The sequence below is a fragment of the Saccharothrix saharensis genome, from assembly GCF_006716745.1.
GTDB classification, from domain to species: domain Bacteria; phylum Actinomycetota; class Actinomycetes; order Mycobacteriales; family Pseudonocardiaceae; genus Actinosynnema; species Actinosynnema saharense.
This window is the reverse complement of sequence record NZ_VFPP01000001.1, coordinates 6159535-6174189: the sequence shown is the minus strand read 5'-3', so window position 1 is coordinate 6174189 and position 14655 is coordinate 6159535. Positions and strand designations below refer to the sequence as shown.

16 protein-coding genes and 1 pseudogene are annotated in these 14655 nt (G+C 71.1%); 15 read left to right on the top strand and 2 right to left on the bottom strand.

Annotation, left to right across the window (positions count from 1 at the left end; genetic code table 11):
- Positions 1-164 precede the first annotated feature (164 nt).
- Entirely contained in the window at positions 165-572 is a 408-nt protein-coding gene (locus FHX81_RS27930; RefSeq protein ID WP_141981015.1) for an STAS domain-containing protein, read from the bottom strand.
- Between the two features lie 180 nt (positions 573-752).
- On the opposite strand from FHX81_RS27930, the gene FHX81_RS27925 reads away from it, so the two are divergent.
- The 15 genes and pseudogenes from FHX81_RS27925 to FHX81_RS27860 all read left to right on the top strand — a co-directional run bounded on the left by FHX81_RS27925 (position 753) and on the right by FHX81_RS27860 (position 12861).
- Positions 753-1109, top strand: a complete 357-nt coding sequence (locus FHX81_RS27925; protein ID WP_141981014.1) for a hypothetical protein — start codon at positions 753-755, stop codon at positions 1107-1109.
- 240 nt (positions 1110-1349) lie between these two features.
- Positions 1350-1571: a hypothetical protein gene (locus FHX81_RS27920; protein WP_141981013.1), complete on the top strand. Its 222-nt coding sequence runs from the start codon at positions 1350-1352 to the stop codon at positions 1569-1571.
- Between the two features lie 2 nt (positions 1572-1573).
- Positions 1574-1891 carry a hypothetical protein gene (locus tag FHX81_RS27915; RefSeq protein WP_141981012.1) on the top strand — a complete coding sequence of 106 codons (318 nt, stop codon included), beginning with the start codon at positions 1574-1576 and terminating at the stop codon, positions 1889-1891.
- Positions 1888-2304, top strand: coding sequence for a hypothetical protein (locus FHX81_RS27910; protein WP_141981011.1), 417 nt, complete (start codon positions 1888-1890; stop codon positions 2302-2304). The genes FHX81_RS27915 and FHX81_RS27910 overlap by 4 nt, the downstream gene beginning before the upstream one ends.
- Before the next feature lie 86 nt (positions 2305-2390).
- Positions 2391-3020, top strand: a complete 630-nt coding sequence (locus FHX81_RS27905) for a phage tail tube protein (protein ID WP_141981010.1) — start codon at positions 2391-2393, stop codon at positions 3018-3020.
- Positions 3017-3292, top strand: a complete 276-nt coding sequence (locus tag FHX81_RS27900; RefSeq protein ID WP_170232192.1) for a hypothetical protein — start codon at positions 3017-3019, stop codon at positions 3290-3292. Before FHX81_RS27905 ends, FHX81_RS27900 begins: the two co-directional genes overlap by 4 nt.
- Positions 3293-3369: 77 nt before the next feature.
- The gene (locus tag FHX81_RS41390) at positions 3370-3690 is read left to right on the top strand and encodes a hypothetical protein (protein WP_211363582.1); all 321 of its coding nucleotides are present in this window, start codon (positions 3370-3372) and stop codon (positions 3688-3690) included.
- Positions 3691-3834: 144 nt separating this feature from the next.
- A complete protein-coding gene (locus FHX81_RS27890) occupies positions 3835-6618 on the top strand; it encodes a phage tail protein (RefSeq protein WP_141981009.1) in 2784 nt (927 codons plus the stop codon).
- A 6-nt stretch (positions 6619-6624) separates the two neighbouring features.
- Positions 6625-7428: a hypothetical protein gene (locus FHX81_RS27885; RefSeq protein ID WP_141981008.1), complete on the top strand. Its 804-nt coding sequence runs from the start codon at positions 6625-6627 to the stop codon at positions 7426-7428.
- Positions 7429-7780: 352 nt separating this feature from the next.
- Positions 7781-9994, top strand: coding sequence for a hypothetical protein (locus FHX81_RS27880; RefSeq protein WP_141981007.1), 2214 nt, complete (start codon positions 7781-7783; stop codon positions 9992-9994).
- 498 nt (positions 9995-10492) lie between these two features.
- Positions 10493-10870, top strand: a complete 378-nt coding sequence (locus FHX81_RS27875) for a hypothetical protein (protein ID WP_141981006.1) — start codon at positions 10493-10495, stop codon at positions 10868-10870.
- A 73-nt stretch (positions 10871-10943) separates the two neighbouring features.
- The gene (locus FHX81_RS27870) at positions 10944-11915 is read left to right on the top strand and encodes a GH25 family lysozyme (RefSeq protein WP_141981005.1); all 972 of its coding nucleotides are present in this window, start codon (positions 10944-10946) and stop codon (positions 11913-11915) included.
- Positions 11912-12331, top strand: coding sequence for a hypothetical protein (locus FHX81_RS42200; RefSeq protein WP_246108002.1), 420 nt, complete (start codon positions 11912-11914; stop codon positions 12329-12331). Before FHX81_RS27870 ends, FHX81_RS42200 begins: the two co-directional genes overlap by 4 nt.
- Before the next feature lie 49 nt (positions 12332-12380).
- Positions 12381-12503 (top strand): annotated as a pseudogene (locus FHX81_RS42665) (GP88 family protein); the annotation flags it as partial.
- A 124-nt stretch (positions 12504-12627) separates the two neighbouring features.
- The gene (locus tag FHX81_RS27860; RefSeq protein ID WP_141981004.1) at positions 12628-12861 is read left to right on the top strand and encodes a hypothetical protein; all 234 of its coding nucleotides are present in this window, start codon (positions 12628-12630) and stop codon (positions 12859-12861) included.
- 56 nt (positions 12862-12917) lie between these two features.
- Here the strand turns inward: FHX81_RS27860 and FHX81_RS27855 are convergent, their stop codons facing one another.
- Entirely contained in the window at positions 12918-14624 is a 1707-nt protein-coding gene (locus tag FHX81_RS27855; protein WP_170232191.1) for a recombinase family protein, read from the bottom strand.
- Between the last annotated feature and the right edge of the window lie 31 nt (positions 14625-14655).

Genomic DNA, 14655 nt, shown 5'->3' with positions numbered 1-14655 from the left:
GGCTCGGGCGGTTTGCCGTGAGCCCGCACCGCGCGACCGGACCGGCGCGGGCGCTGGCTGCTTAACGCCTCGGCGTCGAGACTGGCCAGGACCGGACGGCCCCCCGTCGCGTCCGTGCCGCAGACACCAACACGACAAGTGACGGATACACCGCGCGAACGTGATCAAACGTCCTGCGGCTCGACCTCGACCGGTGAGGGCTGGGGCGTCGTGGTCGTCACGGCGGCCACGGCCTGGGCGACGTCGGGGTACAGGTCGAACACCTCGTCCAGATTGGTGACCTGGATCGGGCGCAGCACTTCCCGGTGACCGGCGGCCAGCACGAACCGCACCCCGCACCGGTCGGCGTGCGCGGCGGCCTCTATCAGCAGCGCCAGGCCACTGGACCCCATGAACGTCACCCCGGTCAGGTCGATCACCACCTGCTCGGGGGCGCTGTCCAGCCAGATCAGCAGCTCGGCCCGCACCGTGTCCAGGGCGGTCATGTCCAGCTCGCCCACCACCCGCAGCACCGGCACGCCGTCCACCGTGACGGCCTGCGCCGAGGCCGCCGCCGCGCTGTCCTCGCCCATCCGCTCAACACCCCTTGCATTCCCCGTCACCAGGCGTCGTGGGCTGCGGTTCCAACCCCGAGCAGGTCAGGTCGACCACCGAGAACGGTAGTCGCGGCCCGCCGCCCGCACAGCGCCTGTGCCCCTGATGGAGCGGCACCGATCAGTGCAGCTCACACGGTGTGACCGGGAGGTGGGAACATGGCCGCTGCCGACCTGGCCACCGTCGTCGACGTGCAGTCCCGCGCCGAGGCACAGCTGACCCCGGAGCAGCAGGCCCGCGCGGCGGTGCTGGTCGGCGACGCCTCGGCGATCATCCGCGCCCGCGTGCCGGACCTGTCCGACCCGCCGCCCGCGACCGCGCCCGGTGTGATCGCCACGGCGGTGCTGCGGGCGTTGGCGTCACCGCCGGACGGCAACAAGTCCGAGACGGTGGGCGGGCACTCGCGCACGGCCGCGCACGAGGGCGGCGGGCTCTACCTCACCGACGACGAGTTGGACCTGCTCCGGCCACCCGCTCCCGCGCCGCGCGGCGCGTTCTCCATCTGGACCGCCTGACCTCGGGGGAAACGGGCACCGGGGGTCGGGGGGCGTCCCCCGGTGCCTGCCCCTCTATCGCCGCGCGCTTACCCGGCGAAACAGAATCACCACCCGATCACCCATTCGCCCTACTCCGAAGGGAGCAGCGCCGTTCAGCTACCTCACCGCTTCCTCGTCGTCACCCCCACACCGGTCACCGACGAGTACGACAACCCCACCCCGGACCTCGACTACGGGCCGGACGCCCCGCGTCGCGTGATGTGGGGCCTGCTCCAGCCGGTCACCTCGGCCGAACCCGCCGAACCCGGCCGCCGCCCCGTGACCACGGCGTGGCGGCTGTTCGGCATCGAGCGTCTGGTCGCCCGCGAGCGCATCGAGTGGCGCGAGCGGGTGTTGGAGGTCGACGGCGAACCCGACTGCTGGGAACCCCGGTTCGGCCACGTCCACTACGAGACCCGACTCCGACACGTGGAGGGCTGAAGATGGACGCATTCCACGGCTTCCGCCTCGACCGGGACGGCGTGCGCCAGTTGCTGAACTCGGACGGCTTCCGGGACGTGGTGCAGGCCGCGGCCGATCAGGTCGGCACGGCGGCACGCGGCGCCGGTCACCGCGTCACCAGCGGCGAGCCGCTGCCGGTCGAGGTCTTCGACGATCCCCGCCGCGACCGGGTGGGCGTCACCGTCGCGGTGCGACATCCCGCCGGGGTCGGCATGGAGGCGCGTTACGGCCTGCTCAAACGCGCGGCCGAAGCCGCAGGGCTGGAAGTCGACGGCCTGGACGCGGACAGGCAGCCGTGACGCTGCCGGTCCCCGTCGACGTGGCCGAACTGGTCGTCCGCGCACTCAGGCCGCAGCTGGCCGCCCGACCCGAACCAGTGCTCGCGGGCATCAAGGTGTCCACCCAGGTGGGCACCGGCCCGGACGGCGGTCCGCCGTCGTTGCCGTGGCTGCTGGTCGCCGAGGACGGCCACACCTGGCAGTGGCCCGCGCTTCAGCGCGTAGTGATCCGGCTGACCTGCTGGCACCGCTCCGAGCACGCCGCCAAGGCCGCCGTGGGCCTGGCGCTGGCGCAGCTGTGCGCCCCGCGACCGGCACCCGGCCTGACCGGCGGCGAACCCGTCACCGGCCCACTCGCAGGGCTCGACCCGCACACCGACCGCCCCTTGGCCACCGCCGCCGTCGCGGTGCGCGCCCGCTCCACCGTCCGCTGAACCCTCGTACCCGTCTCGGGAGGCTGCCCGCCTCCAAGCACCACCAGGAGAGCAGCCCTCCCGCGTTCCTCCTGGAGGTCGTCCGCTTGGCCCCGAGTCCCACCCTCGTCCGCGTCCCCGGCACCGGGGAACTCTCCCTCGCCCCACCGGGCACACCCGAACCACCCGACCCCGGCACGCCCCTGCCTGCCGCGTGGAGCGGGCTGGGCCTGTCGACCGAGGACGGGGTGACCATCCGCCGCGCGGTGGAGAAGTCCGGCACCACGCACTGGCAGCAGGTCACCCCCGCGCGCTACATCTACACCAGCCAGGAGTTCGGCGTCTCCAGCGTCTTCCAGGAGACCAAGGGCATCGTGCTGGGCGCGTACTTCGGCGGGATGGTGTTCGCCGAGACCTCCGCCGGGTCGAAGAAGTACCGCGCCGAGATCAGCAGCGTGCCCAAGGGTGACGAACGCGCCCTGTGCGTGGACTGGGTCGACCAGATCTCCGCCACCGAGATCTACCACCACCGGCTCTACGTCCCGCGCGCCGAGGTCTCCGAAACCCAGGACGCCCAGTGGACCCGAACCCAGGAAGCCCGCTGGGGCCTGACCTTCGCCGCACTCGCCCCCGCTACCGGCACCACGCTGGCCGTGTGGCTCACCGACGACCCCGCCGTCCTGCTCGCCCCGCCCAGCGGCGGCGGCACGCTCGCCATCGAGGAGAACACGAAGTGAGCCGATCCCAGCGCCGCGAGGCCACCAACCGCCCAGCCGCGCGCAGCGAGCACGCGGTGATGTGGCGCGGCAAGCGCTTCACCCTGCCGTCCGCCTCGGAGTTCCCGTTGGCCGCGATCGAGGCCGAGGAGGAGGGCAAGGTCCTGCTGTCGCTGCGGCTGATCCTCGGTGACGAGCAGTACACGACGTGGCGCGGCCTGGCGACCACCGCCGCCGACGCGGAGCACTTCTCGCAGACGATCATGCGGGAGCTGGGGCGGGGAAACCCCTGATCGTCGCCCGCCTCCTGGCGGACGACACCACCGCCCACGCCCTCGAAGTCGACTTCCTGCGGCTGGGCCTGGACCTGTTGGACCTCTACCGGGGCCGGTTGTCGTTCCGGCGGGTGTGCGCCGTGGTCGCGCACCTCCCGGACGACGCCGCCGTGTGGCGCGCGACCGGACCCGACGCCGGATGGACCCGGCCCGAAGTCCTGCTCGCCGCACTCGAACGCCGCGTGACCCTGCTGTGGGCCACCGTCGCCACCGCCCTGGGCGGCAAGGTCACCGACGCCGACATCGCCGCGCCGTTGGACCTCGGCGACACCGCCCCTCCCGCACCGGCAGGGGGTGAACCCCAGGCCGAGACGAAGTCACTGCGCGAGATCGCGTTCTGGATGCGGGGAGCGTGAGCGCTCCTGGCAACCGTCGGCCACGCCTACCTCACCATCCTGCCCAGCCTCCAGGGCCTCGGGCGGCACGTCCGCGAGCAGATCAACCAGGCCCAGCGCGGCGCACCCGACATCACCCTGGGCGCGCAGATCCAGACCGCGCTGGTGCGCGCCCAGCTCGCAGAGCTGGCCCGCGCGGGCGACCGGACCGCGATGCGGCTGCTGGCCGAACTGGACTCCGCACCGGCCCGTGACGAGTTCGCCGACCTCAAGCGCCGGTTGTCCGGGCACACCGTCACCGTCCGCACGGTCCTGGACCGCAGCGTGGGCGCGAGCGTGCGTGGGCTGGCCCAGTTGGATCGGGGCGTCACCGGGCTGACGGGCAGCGTCACCGCCCACACCGCCACCGTGGGCGCGGCGACGCTGAAGTACGCCGCGCTGGCCGGTGGCATCGCCCAGGTACTCGGGCTGATGGGCGGGCTGGGCGCGGCGGCGGGGACCGCGGCCGGTTCGCTGCTGATCGTCCCGGCGGTCGGCATCGCCGCCGCCGCCGTGGGCGCGCTGCGCCTGGGCGTCGACGGTCTCAACGACGCCCTCAGCGCGGAGACGCCCGCCGAGTACGCCAAGGCGGTCAAGGACTTCCCGCCCGCAATGCGGGAGACCACCGACGCCGTCCGCGCCCTGCGCCCCCAGCTCGACGGCCTCAAGCTCGACGTCCAGGCGGCGCTGTTCGCCGGACTCGGCAGCGAAGTCGAACGCCTGGGGGACCGGTACCTGCCGGTCCTGCGTGACGGTCTGGTCGGCATCGCCGAGGGCTACAACCAGGCCGCCCGGCAGGCGGCGGGGTTCGCGGGCGAGGCGCGCACGGTCGATGACGTCCGGCTGATTCTGGACAACACCGGCCAATCCGTCCGCGCGCTGGCGGGCGGTGTGGCGCCGCTGCTGCGCGCCATCCGCGACATCGCCGCCGTGGGCTCGGACTTCCTGCCCGGCTTCGCCTCCGGGCTCGGGGAGAGCACGCAGCGGTTCGCGCAGTTCATCGCCACCGCCCGCGAGACCGGGCAGCTACGCGAGTGGCTGTCCGCCGGCCTGTCCGCGCTGGGCGACCTGGCGAACATCCTGGGCAACCTGGCCCGGATCGTGTTCACGATCCTGTCGGCCGCCAACACCCAGGGCGCGGGCCTGCTGACCACCCTGCACGCGCTGACCGACGGGATGTTGGCCTACCTCCGCTCGGCGGAGGGCGCACGCGCGCTCAACCAGATCTTCAGCGGGCTGGGCGCGGTGGCCTCGGCGCTGCTGCCCCTGCTCACCGAACTCGCACGCGTGGCCGGAGCGGTCCTCGCCCCGGCCGTCGCCCAGCTCGGGCCGATGGTCGCCGCTGGGCTGGGCGTGCTCGTGGGCGCGGTCGAGCCCGCGGGCCGCGTCCTGGCCTCCCTCGCACCCCTGGCCGGGGTCGCGGCCCAGGCGCTGGCGTCGCTGCTGGTCCCGGCGGTCGAGCTGCTGGCCGGTGTCACCGCCGAGCTGGCCCCTGCGGTCTCGCTGCTGGTCGGCGAACTCGTCGGCGGCGCGCTGGCCGACGGGGTGCGCACGCTGGCCCCGGCCCTGATCGGCTTGGCACGCGCCGCCGCACCGCTGATTGTCCAACTCGGCCAGTTGCTCGTGCAGGCCGTGAACATCGCCGCCCCGGCGCTCGCGAATCTGCTTCGCGTTCTGACGCCGATCGCGGCGCAGATCGGCGGCGCGCTGCTCACGGCCTTGGCGGCGGTACTGCCGCTGGTCGGCCAACTGGCCGACGTCTGGGCTCAAGTCCTGCTCGCCGGGCTCACGGCGGCGCTGCCCGTGCTGCCGGTGATCGTCTCGACGGTCCAGCGACTGGCCGAGGTCCTGTCGGTCGGGCTCGCCGCAGCAACGCCGACTCTGGTCCAGATTGGACAGTTGCTCGGCGAGACGCTGGCCGTTGGGCTGCAAGGACTGCTGCCGCTGTTGCCGCCGCTTGTCGAGGGCCTGTTGCGGATCACGACCGAAGGTCTGCTCCCGCTGACGCCGGTCCTGCTCCAGCTCGTCTCGGAGCTGCTGCCGCCGCTGCTCCAGCTCGTCGCGCTCCTGGTGCCGGTGATCGTGCAGGCCACCGGGGTGCTCGCGACCTGGACGGCCATGTTCGCCGCCGTCGCCGCCGAGGTCACGTCCAAGCTGATCCCGACCCTGCGGTTCTTGATCGACAACGTCGTCGCGCCGATCTTCGCGCGCATCGTGGACACCGTCTCGGGCGCGCTCACGTTCCTCCAGGGCCTGTTGGACCTGGTCATGGGCGTGATCACCGGCGACTGGTCGCGGGCCTGGTCGGGCGTGCGGGACATCGTCACGAGAGCCTGGCAGGCCATCCGCAACGGCGTCGACCTCGCCACGGGCGGCCTGGTCTCGTTCGTCGCGGGCATCCCCTCGCGGCTGCTCGGCGCGCTCGGCGACCTCGGATCACTGCTGGTCGAGGCCGGAAAGAACCTGATCCGGGGCCTGCTGCGCGGCATCGAGTCCATGATCAACTCGCTGCGCGACAAGCTCGGGCAGGTGACCAACCTCCTGCCGAACTGGAAGGGACCGCCCGAACGTGACCGCGTCCTGCTGCGCGGCAACGGCCGGTTGATCATGCGCGGTCTGCTCTCCGGGTTCGAGGCCGAGGAACCCGCCGTCCGGGCCTACCTGTCCGACCTGACGGCCAGCATCCCACGCATGGCCACGCCCGAAGACGCACGCGGTCGGACCGCACCGGATCGGGTGATCATTCGCAGCACCAACGCTTCCGAGGCCGCCGGGACGGCACCGCCGGACCTGGGCGAACTGGTGGACGCCGTGCGGGAGCTGGCCGCGCGGCCGGTGGTGGTGCAGGTCGGCGCAACCGAGATCGCCCGCGCCACCGCAGACGGCGAACGCATCCTGTCCAGGAGGTGAGCGCCCATGCGTTCACTGTGGATCGGCCCGCCCGGTGCGCTGCGGGAAATCCCCGACACCGCAACGGAGTTCGACCGTTCCGTCGCGCTCGGGGTGCAGGAGTTCTCCTCGCTGGCGGGCGGGGTGACCACCACCCGGTTGGCCACCCCGCCCCGCCGCCTGTCCCTGTCCTGGTCGGTGCTGCTGACCGAGCATGCCCGCTGGCTCGACGCCCTGGCCCGCCGCGCCCACGGCCCCGGCCCGCTGGCCGTGCTCGACCCTGCCAGCGACAACCTGTTGGAGGCCGGTCAATCCCTCGGGCGCACACCGCGCCGGATTCAGCTGGTCGGGTGGGGCACTCTGGCCGAACGTGCGGACGGCGTACTCACCATCACCGCCACCCAGGCCAACAGCAGCCAGCTCTACTACACGCCGCCGTACTGGCTGGGGTGGCCGGTACTGCCCGATGTGCCGGTCTCGTTCACCAGCCACCTGACCCGCTCCCTGGAAGGCTCGGTGTGCCGGTTGGAGTTCTGGGACGCAGGCGGGGTGTTCGTCGGCTCCGCCGAACCGGCCGCACCGGTCCTGACCGCCGTCCCACCCGCCGAGGCCGCGTTCGTCCTGCCCAAGGTCGACCTGCCCGCCCTCACTACGCCCACCGCAGTAGGCGGCGCCCTGCTGCGCCTCGGCGAACCCGTCACCGCCGCCGAACCCATCCCGGTCGGCGACGGCTGCCCGGCCATGACCATCACCGCCTACGCCGACCGCCCGCGGCTCCCACACCGAGACCTGTCGATGACCCTCGTAGAGGTGCGGCGTGCTCAGAGCTGAGCCACCCGCCCGAATCACGAATTCTTCCCTCGGCCACTGAACGAGCGGCGCATCGCACGCGACCTTCCGGCCGCTCGGACATACCCCGTCAATGCCCTGATGATTGCGGGACGTTCCGAAGGTGACGATCCACGCAACGCAATGACCAGGGCTAATACAGGCACGCTGGCCGTCGCAACGGCCAGTAACAACACTACGATCCCCACCGGCAATCCCTCCATGAACCGATTTTGCGTCCATCGAGGGCTGTTGTGTCAGATTTATACCTCAATCAGCCGAAATTAGACGAGTTGCCACCTCATCGGCGTAACGGAAGTCGTCTAATCGCCGTGAACGGCTTGGTAGGTGCACCGTGCTCGAAGCTGACCCCGCGCTCACTGCCGCGCTCGGCGAACCCGAACGGGTCCACACCAGCCTCACGCGCCTGGGCGGCAAGGACCTCACCGAGCAGGTCACCTCCTGGTCGCTGGATCGCGCCTACGACTCCGACCTGCCCGCCCCGATGCGCGCCACCAACGGCAGTGCGTCGGCCGAACTGCGCCTCACGCTCACCGGCACCGGGGAGCAGACCGCCGCCCAGCTCTACAGCCCCTACGCCCCACACACCACCGCCGACATCGCCCGACCCCGCCAATCGGTCCTGCACGGCTGGGGCCTGGCCGACGACGCCCTACCCGCGTTCCGCGGCCTGGTCCGCGACCGCGTCGCCGACTCCGCCACCGGCCGGGTCGAGCTGTCGGCGCTGGACGGCGCAGAGCGGCTGCGCGGCGCGGCCCGCCTTCCGGCGGCGGTGTCGGTCAACACCGTCCCGATCGCGTCGGGCACGTGGGTGGTGGACAACCTGTTGCGGGACGCGGGCATCCACACCGCCCCGCCTCCACGCACGGAGTGCATCCTCTACGCCTCGATGCACGGCGGCATCGCGCCCGATGTGGGCTTCTACCGCACCCACTCGGGTTCGATCGGCTACACCCGCAGCCGCGCGCCGTGGGAGATGGCCGCGCTGCCGGGCTCGACCACGACGAGCTTCACCGTCCGCTGGGATCCGCGCACCCGGACCACCGTTCCCGGCCGGTCGCTGTTCGTGGAGTGCTGGGTGGACACCAGCACCATCGGCCCCGACACCGGGGCGGTCGCGCTGTCGTGCTTCTACCAGGCAGACGGCGCGACCAACTCCGTCGAGTTCGGCGTGAACTTCAGATCCGACCCGCAAACCGCCTCCGCCAGCTCGGACGGGCAGCTCGCCAGCCAGTTGTTCCTCACCCCGCTGCCGGTCGGACGCTGGCACCTCGGCTGTTTCTGGACGTTCAACGGCACCCAGCCTTCAGCGCGGATCTTCATGTCCGGGCCGGACGGCTACTACAACGAGTTCAACCCCGGCACGCTGGGCGGAATGCCCGCCGGAGGCACCCAGCTCAACTACATCGCCCTGACCTCCGGCCTGCCGGTCGAAGCCGTCCAGGTCTCGCTGACGCTGACCCAGCCCACCCGCGCCGACTTCGAGGGACCGACCTGGCAGCGCGGCGCGGTGCTGGACAACCTCACCAGCACCCTGACCGCGATCCCGCCCACCCAGGGCTCGGCGTGGGAGGTGATCAGCGCCGTGGCCCGCGCCGAGCAGGCCACCGCCTCGTTCGACGAACACGGCATCTTCCGCTACCGCAACAACACCCGCTTCACCTCGCCTGGAACCCCTGTGCTCACCGCGACCAGCGCACGGGAGATCGCGGGCCTGCGGGTGACGGAAGCGATCGACTCCGTCCGCAACGTCATCGACGTCCCGTACTCCGTCTACACGATCGGCTCCACGCGGGAGCGGTTCACCGAGACCACCCGACGCAGCATCCCCGCCTTCTCCACCCTGACCCTGACCTACGACTACGACGTCACCGAATACGACTCCCCACCCCCCATCGCCTACGTCGCCACCACGCCCGCCTCCACCTCGCGGGTGCGCTGGTCGACGGCCAGCGACGGCAGCACCGGGGTCCACGGGCGGGTGGAATCCACCACCGAACGCGACGGCGCGACCCTGCGCGTCACCTTCCGCAACACCGGACCGAGCACCGTCTACATGCTCACCACGGGCAACGTCCCATCGCTGTCGATCTACTCCGTCGAACTGGCCGTTAACGGACCGTCCCGCAAGCTGCTGCGGCGCATCGACACCACGAGCGTCACCCGCTACGGCGCGCAGGTCTACCAGGTACCGCCCACGCCGTGGTTGCAGACCTCGGCCGCGGCCTCGGCGGTCGCGTCCTACCTGCTCGCCGTCGCCGCCTCCCCGCTGCCCGTGCTCGGGGACGTGGAGATCCTGCCCGACCCGCGCATCCAGCTCGGCGACCTCGTCCGCATCACCGACACCGTCGGCGCGGCCCTGACCACCCCTGCGTGGGTGGTCGGCATCCGCACCAGCGGCGACGACCAAGGCCGCGTCCGTCAGGTGCTCACTCTGCGCGCCACCTTCAGCCCCGGACCACCCACCGACGCCAACCTGTACCCCGACCCGCCTATCGACCCGGATGCCCGCGTCGTCCTCGCCCGCGAGGGCGTGCGCGTTCCATAGACTTCTGGCCGCGCAGAGAGTCGCCGCTCAATTGCGGAGGCGACGTCGAGTTGTCGCGATTGGCGTCCACAGGGGTCAGCTCCAACGACATGGCGACGCGGCGACCGGCTCTGAACTCAGCGCGAACTTGCGTTGACTGCCGAGCCCGCTCGTAGGTCCTCAGCACCATCCACGCGATCAAGACCAGCGCCGTCAACAAGACGACAAGCACCAGTACAACCCACGGACCCACGACACACTCCAGCTCCGGCTATCAGGTCGAGCGCCCGACTGCCCGCTGGCCGTCGTGCGTGGTCATGCCGTGTCAGTTCCGCCTCTGTCGTCCGGCTCGATTGACCCAGCCACTGGCCAACGGAACGACAGCTCACAAGTCCAACGCACCTGGTATGGAGGTGCGCCCGCCCGGCAAAGGAACTGACCTGCGAAGCGTAGCAGCGGGTTAGGCGCACCGCGCCAAGACGTACCAGAGCCATGCGGCTCCGACATCTATGCCGTGCGATGAGCAAAGCCTTGTATCACTCGCTGAAGGGCGGATTCCTGGACCTGTCGTTCCTGCCCAACTTCGGCGTAGCCGGAGCGCTGGTGCTGATCATCGGCTACCTGCTCTCGGCCAATCACCGGCTCATGACTGCCAACCGGTCCGACCGCGCCGAGTACCTGGCGGCGCTCGCAGCACGCGAGACCGCGCACGCCGCCGAGATCACCGCCATGCGCACCGCCCACGCGGCCGAACTGGCCGCCCTGCGGACTCGTATCGGCAAGCTCGAACGCCGCCTCGCCGGACTCGAAGGCGAACTCGACGCCGAACGCGACCGCCGCCGCCGCGCCGAGGACGAAGCCGCCGTCGCCCGACGCGGCGAACTCCCACCCACCTGACCCATCCACCCCTGCGAGCCGACACCGCCCGGTGCTCGGCCGCTTTGCCACGCCCGAAAACCGGAAGGAACACGTGGACTACGGCATCGACATCAGCTCCTGGCAGGGCTCCTCGATCGGCTGGCCCGCCGTCAAGGGCAACAACATCTCGTTCGCCTCGGTGAAGGTCACCGAGGCCACCGGCTACGTCAACCCGCACGTCACCGCCCAGGTCGACGGCGCCCGCTCCGTCGGCATCCACGCGGGCGGCTACCACTACGCCCATCCCGGCGACGTCGCCGGACAGGTCCGGCACTTCGTCGCCAACCTCAACGCCCGCGGGCTGCTCGGCTCCGGGTCGCTGTGGCCGATGCTCGACATGGAGCACCACACCTTCATCGGCGACCCCAACGGGTTCATCGCGGAGTTCATCCGCGAGTTCCGCGCCCAGAGCGGGCGGCGTGAGCTGCTGGTGTACGCCAACCAGCACTGGTTCACCCGCCGCCTGCGCCCCGACGAGTGGGCCGACGACGGCGTGATCCTGTGGTGCGCCCAGTACAACAGCAACCCCGGACACGTCGACTACAGCCACCCCCGCCTGGCGATCCACCAGCACTCCCAGGAGGGCATCGTCCCCGGCTTCACCGGGTTCGTGGACCGCAACGCCACCATCGGCGACTGGCGCGTCGGCTCGTTCGTCCTCGACGGCGCACCCGCCCCGGCACCGCAACCCTCGCCCGCCCCAGCGCCCTCGGGCTGGGTGCCCTACGTCATCCAGCCCGGCGACACCCTGTCCGGCATCGCCGCCCGCACCGGCACCACCGTCGCCGAGCTGGCCTCCCGCAACGGCATCGCCGACCCGGACCGGATCTATGCGGGCAAGACCATCCTGATCCCCGGCGGTGCTGGTGGGGGCAGTGGTGGTGAGCGTTACCAGATCCGGCCCGGCGACACCCTGTCCGCGCTGGCCGTGCGCTGGGGAACCACCGTCGCGGCCATCGCCGCCAGGAACGGCATCACCAACCCGGACTACATCCGCACCGGGGACTGGCTGACCCGCCCATGACCCACGAGCCCGCCGCCGGGATCGAACCCGGCGGGGGCTCGCTCGTGCTCTCCCTCGCCCTGCTGCTCTGGCTACTCGGCAAAGCCTGTGTGCGCTTCGTCCTGTGGTTCGAGCGGCACGAGGGCAACCAACCCAACCGCACCCAGGAGGAACACTTCGTGACCGATCCCCGCCCCCGCCCGCTGCGCGTCGCGGGCTCCATCGTCGGCGGCCTCACCGCCCTGGTCACCGGCCTGGTCGGCTCCGGCCTGCTCACCCCCGGCCAGGGCGACGGCATCACCGGCCTGATCACCGCCGCCCTCGTACTGCTCGGCACCTTCGGCGTCGTCGTCAGCACCGAACACCGCGTCACCCCGCTGGTCGACCCGCGCGACACCGACGGCCGCCCCCTGGCCCCCACCGACGACACCGACTGACGAGGAGCGCTCCACCACGACCACGACCACCAGGCGCAGGCCCGAACGGCTGATCACTCAGAACTCGGGCCTGCGCGGTCACGGCATCTTCAACTTCACCCTGCCCGCCCTGGCCGGACGCCTCCCGGACGGCCGGACCTACCTCACCTGTCCGGCCGTCGGGGTGTGCGCGCCGCCGCATCGGCGAACGCACCTTCCGTGAGTGGCAGGCAGCCAAACAGCACCGAGGCCGGGACATCACGCGCGGCCAATCACACCGTTGACCCGCCCCTCACCCCAGCCAGGGAGGGAAACCCGTGTCCGAACCTCTCAGCCCCGAGCAGGCACCCGCCAAGGTGACTACCCAGGGTCCGCCGTCCCCCGAGGTACCGACCGCCGGCCGCGCGGCGCTCCTCGGTCCGGCCGAACTGGCGGCGGCGCGTGCCGCAGCCGCAGCCGCCCCGCCGCTGTCCACTCGACAGCGCGACGTCCTGGCCGGAATCTTCGGTCCACACCTGCGGGAACTGCACCACCAGCGCGCGCACGTCTGAACGACCGTGGCCCGGACCCCACCGGGGCCCGGGCCACGTCTGTATGTCGCGGGCCGTCAGCCCGTCTGCCCCATGTCCGGCACCTCGGGCCGGTCGGTCAGCCAGACCATCCGGATGGCGTCGGGGTCGAATCCCGGTCCCTTCCTGGTCGACCGGCACAACCGGGGCCGCACGATCGTCCGCAGCACTTCACGCTGCTGCACGATCGACAACCGCGCCCACGCCTCCCGCGCACCGGGACCGACGAGCCCGGCCACCGTCGGAGCGATCGTGACCTGCCGTGCACGGCTCTCCGCCGCCTCGATCTTCGGCAGGAGCTTCGCCTCGATCCGCGCCAACCGCTCCGGCGACAACTCGCCCTCGGCCGCCTTGTCGGTGAACCCGTCCAACCGGGCCCGCAACTCCCTGGCCTCGGTCAACGCCCTGGTCGCATCCTCCATCGCGTCGACCTCCACCCGGAACAGCTCCTCCGCGTCCGGGCGTTCCAGCCGGGTCAGGACCGCCTCGATCACGAACGCCTCGGTGCGCTCCTTCTGCCTGCTCACGTGCCCTCCTTGCACACAACGGTAGAAACGGCGGGTGACCGGCCGCCCGTTCTTGGTTGTGTCGAACACGACGCCGTAGACCGGCACGTTGCACACGTCGCACAGCATCACCCCCGACAGCACGTGCTTGACCCGGTCGCCGTCCTTCTTCCCTGCCCTGGTCGGATCGCCCAGCATGGCCGCGAGCCGGTAGTGCTGCGCCGGGGTGATGACGCCCGTCCAGGTTCCCTTGCCGATGATCTCGCCCTGGTACAGGCGCAACCCTGCCAACGCGGGATTGGACGCCACCGCCCGCACCTTCGCCCCCGACCAGCGGCCGGGGAACACGTGCGCGTACCGGCCCTCCCGCAACCAGCGGGCCACAGTCTGTGGCGACTCCTTCTCCTTCAACCACACCAGCGCCTGCACCGCCGCGTCCACCTGCTCGGGTGACAACTTCGCGGTCAGCCTCGCCCACGACTCCGCATCGCGGGACAGCTGGTACAGCTTCTCCACGTGCAGCGAGATCCACTTCAGTTCGTGCGGGCACGAGATCTCCCGACGGTTGAAGTCGTTGGCGATCACCGTCCCGTTCTCGCCCCCGAGCAGACGCTGCACCGCCTCCTTCGCCACCGGACCCTGCACCGGGTCGCGCTCGATCCTGACGATCTCGCCCGTCCGCTCGTCGTAGACCTTGCGGTGCCCGTACCAGTCGTTGCCGTGGTGCAACCCCGCGAAGGCCCGCGACTCGACACCACGACGCACCCGTTTACGGAGCTTCTCCGTTTCCTTCTCCGCGTCCACCGCGTCCTCGGCGGTGTCCATACGGTCGTCCGGATCGTTCATGTCGTAGATGCGCTCGTCGTAGGCGAAATAGCCGCCCACCTCGATCAGGATCGAACGGAGTTGGACGAACACGTCCAACTCGCGGGTGGCCCGTGAACTCTCCCACGTCCACAACAGATTCGCCTCACCCGTCACGAGCAGACGAAGCGCCTCCTTGTATTCCTGCCGCTCCGCCCGCGCGTACCGCGACGCCGACATGTGGTTGTCCACCAGTACGGCCACCACCACGATGTTGTGCTGCTTGAAGAACCTGTGACCCACGGCGACCTGCGACTTCACCGACACCGCACGACCCCTGCGATCCTTCGAAGCCCGCGCGTAGATGATTCCCCGCAACGGCGGCAGCTCGCCCGCGACCGAGCGCGAAACCCGCCTGTTCAATGCCTTCGTCACAGCCAACCCCCCGACGTCACAATGAACGCAG

Coding starts and splice junctions, on each gene's coding strand:
- FHX81_RS27930 (WP_141981015.1), bottom strand. CDS start 572: ATGGGCGAGGACAGCGCGGCGGCGGCCTCGGCGCAGGCCGTCACGGTG.
- FHX81_RS27925 (WP_141981014.1), top strand. CDS start 753: ATGGCCGCTGCCGACCTGGCCACCGTCGTCGACGTGCAGTCCCGCGCC.
- FHX81_RS27920 (WP_141981013.1), top strand. CDS start 1,350: ATGTGGGGCCTGCTCCAGCCGGTCACCTCGGCCGAACCCGCCGAACCC.
- FHX81_RS27915 (WP_141981012.1), top strand. CDS start 1,574: ATGGACGCATTCCACGGCTTCCGCCTCGACCGGGACGGCGTGCGCCAG.
- FHX81_RS27885 (WP_141981008.1), top strand. CDS start 6,625: ATGCGTTCACTGTGGATCGGCCCGCCCGGTGCGCTGCGGGAAATCCCC.
- FHX81_RS27875 (WP_141981006.1), top strand. CDS start 10,493: ATGAGCAAAGCCTTGTATCACTCGCTGAAGGGCGGATTCCTGGACCTG.
- FHX81_RS42200 (WP_246108002.1), top strand. CDS start 11,912: ATGACCCACGAGCCCGCCGCCGGGATCGAACCCGGCGGGGGCTCGCTC.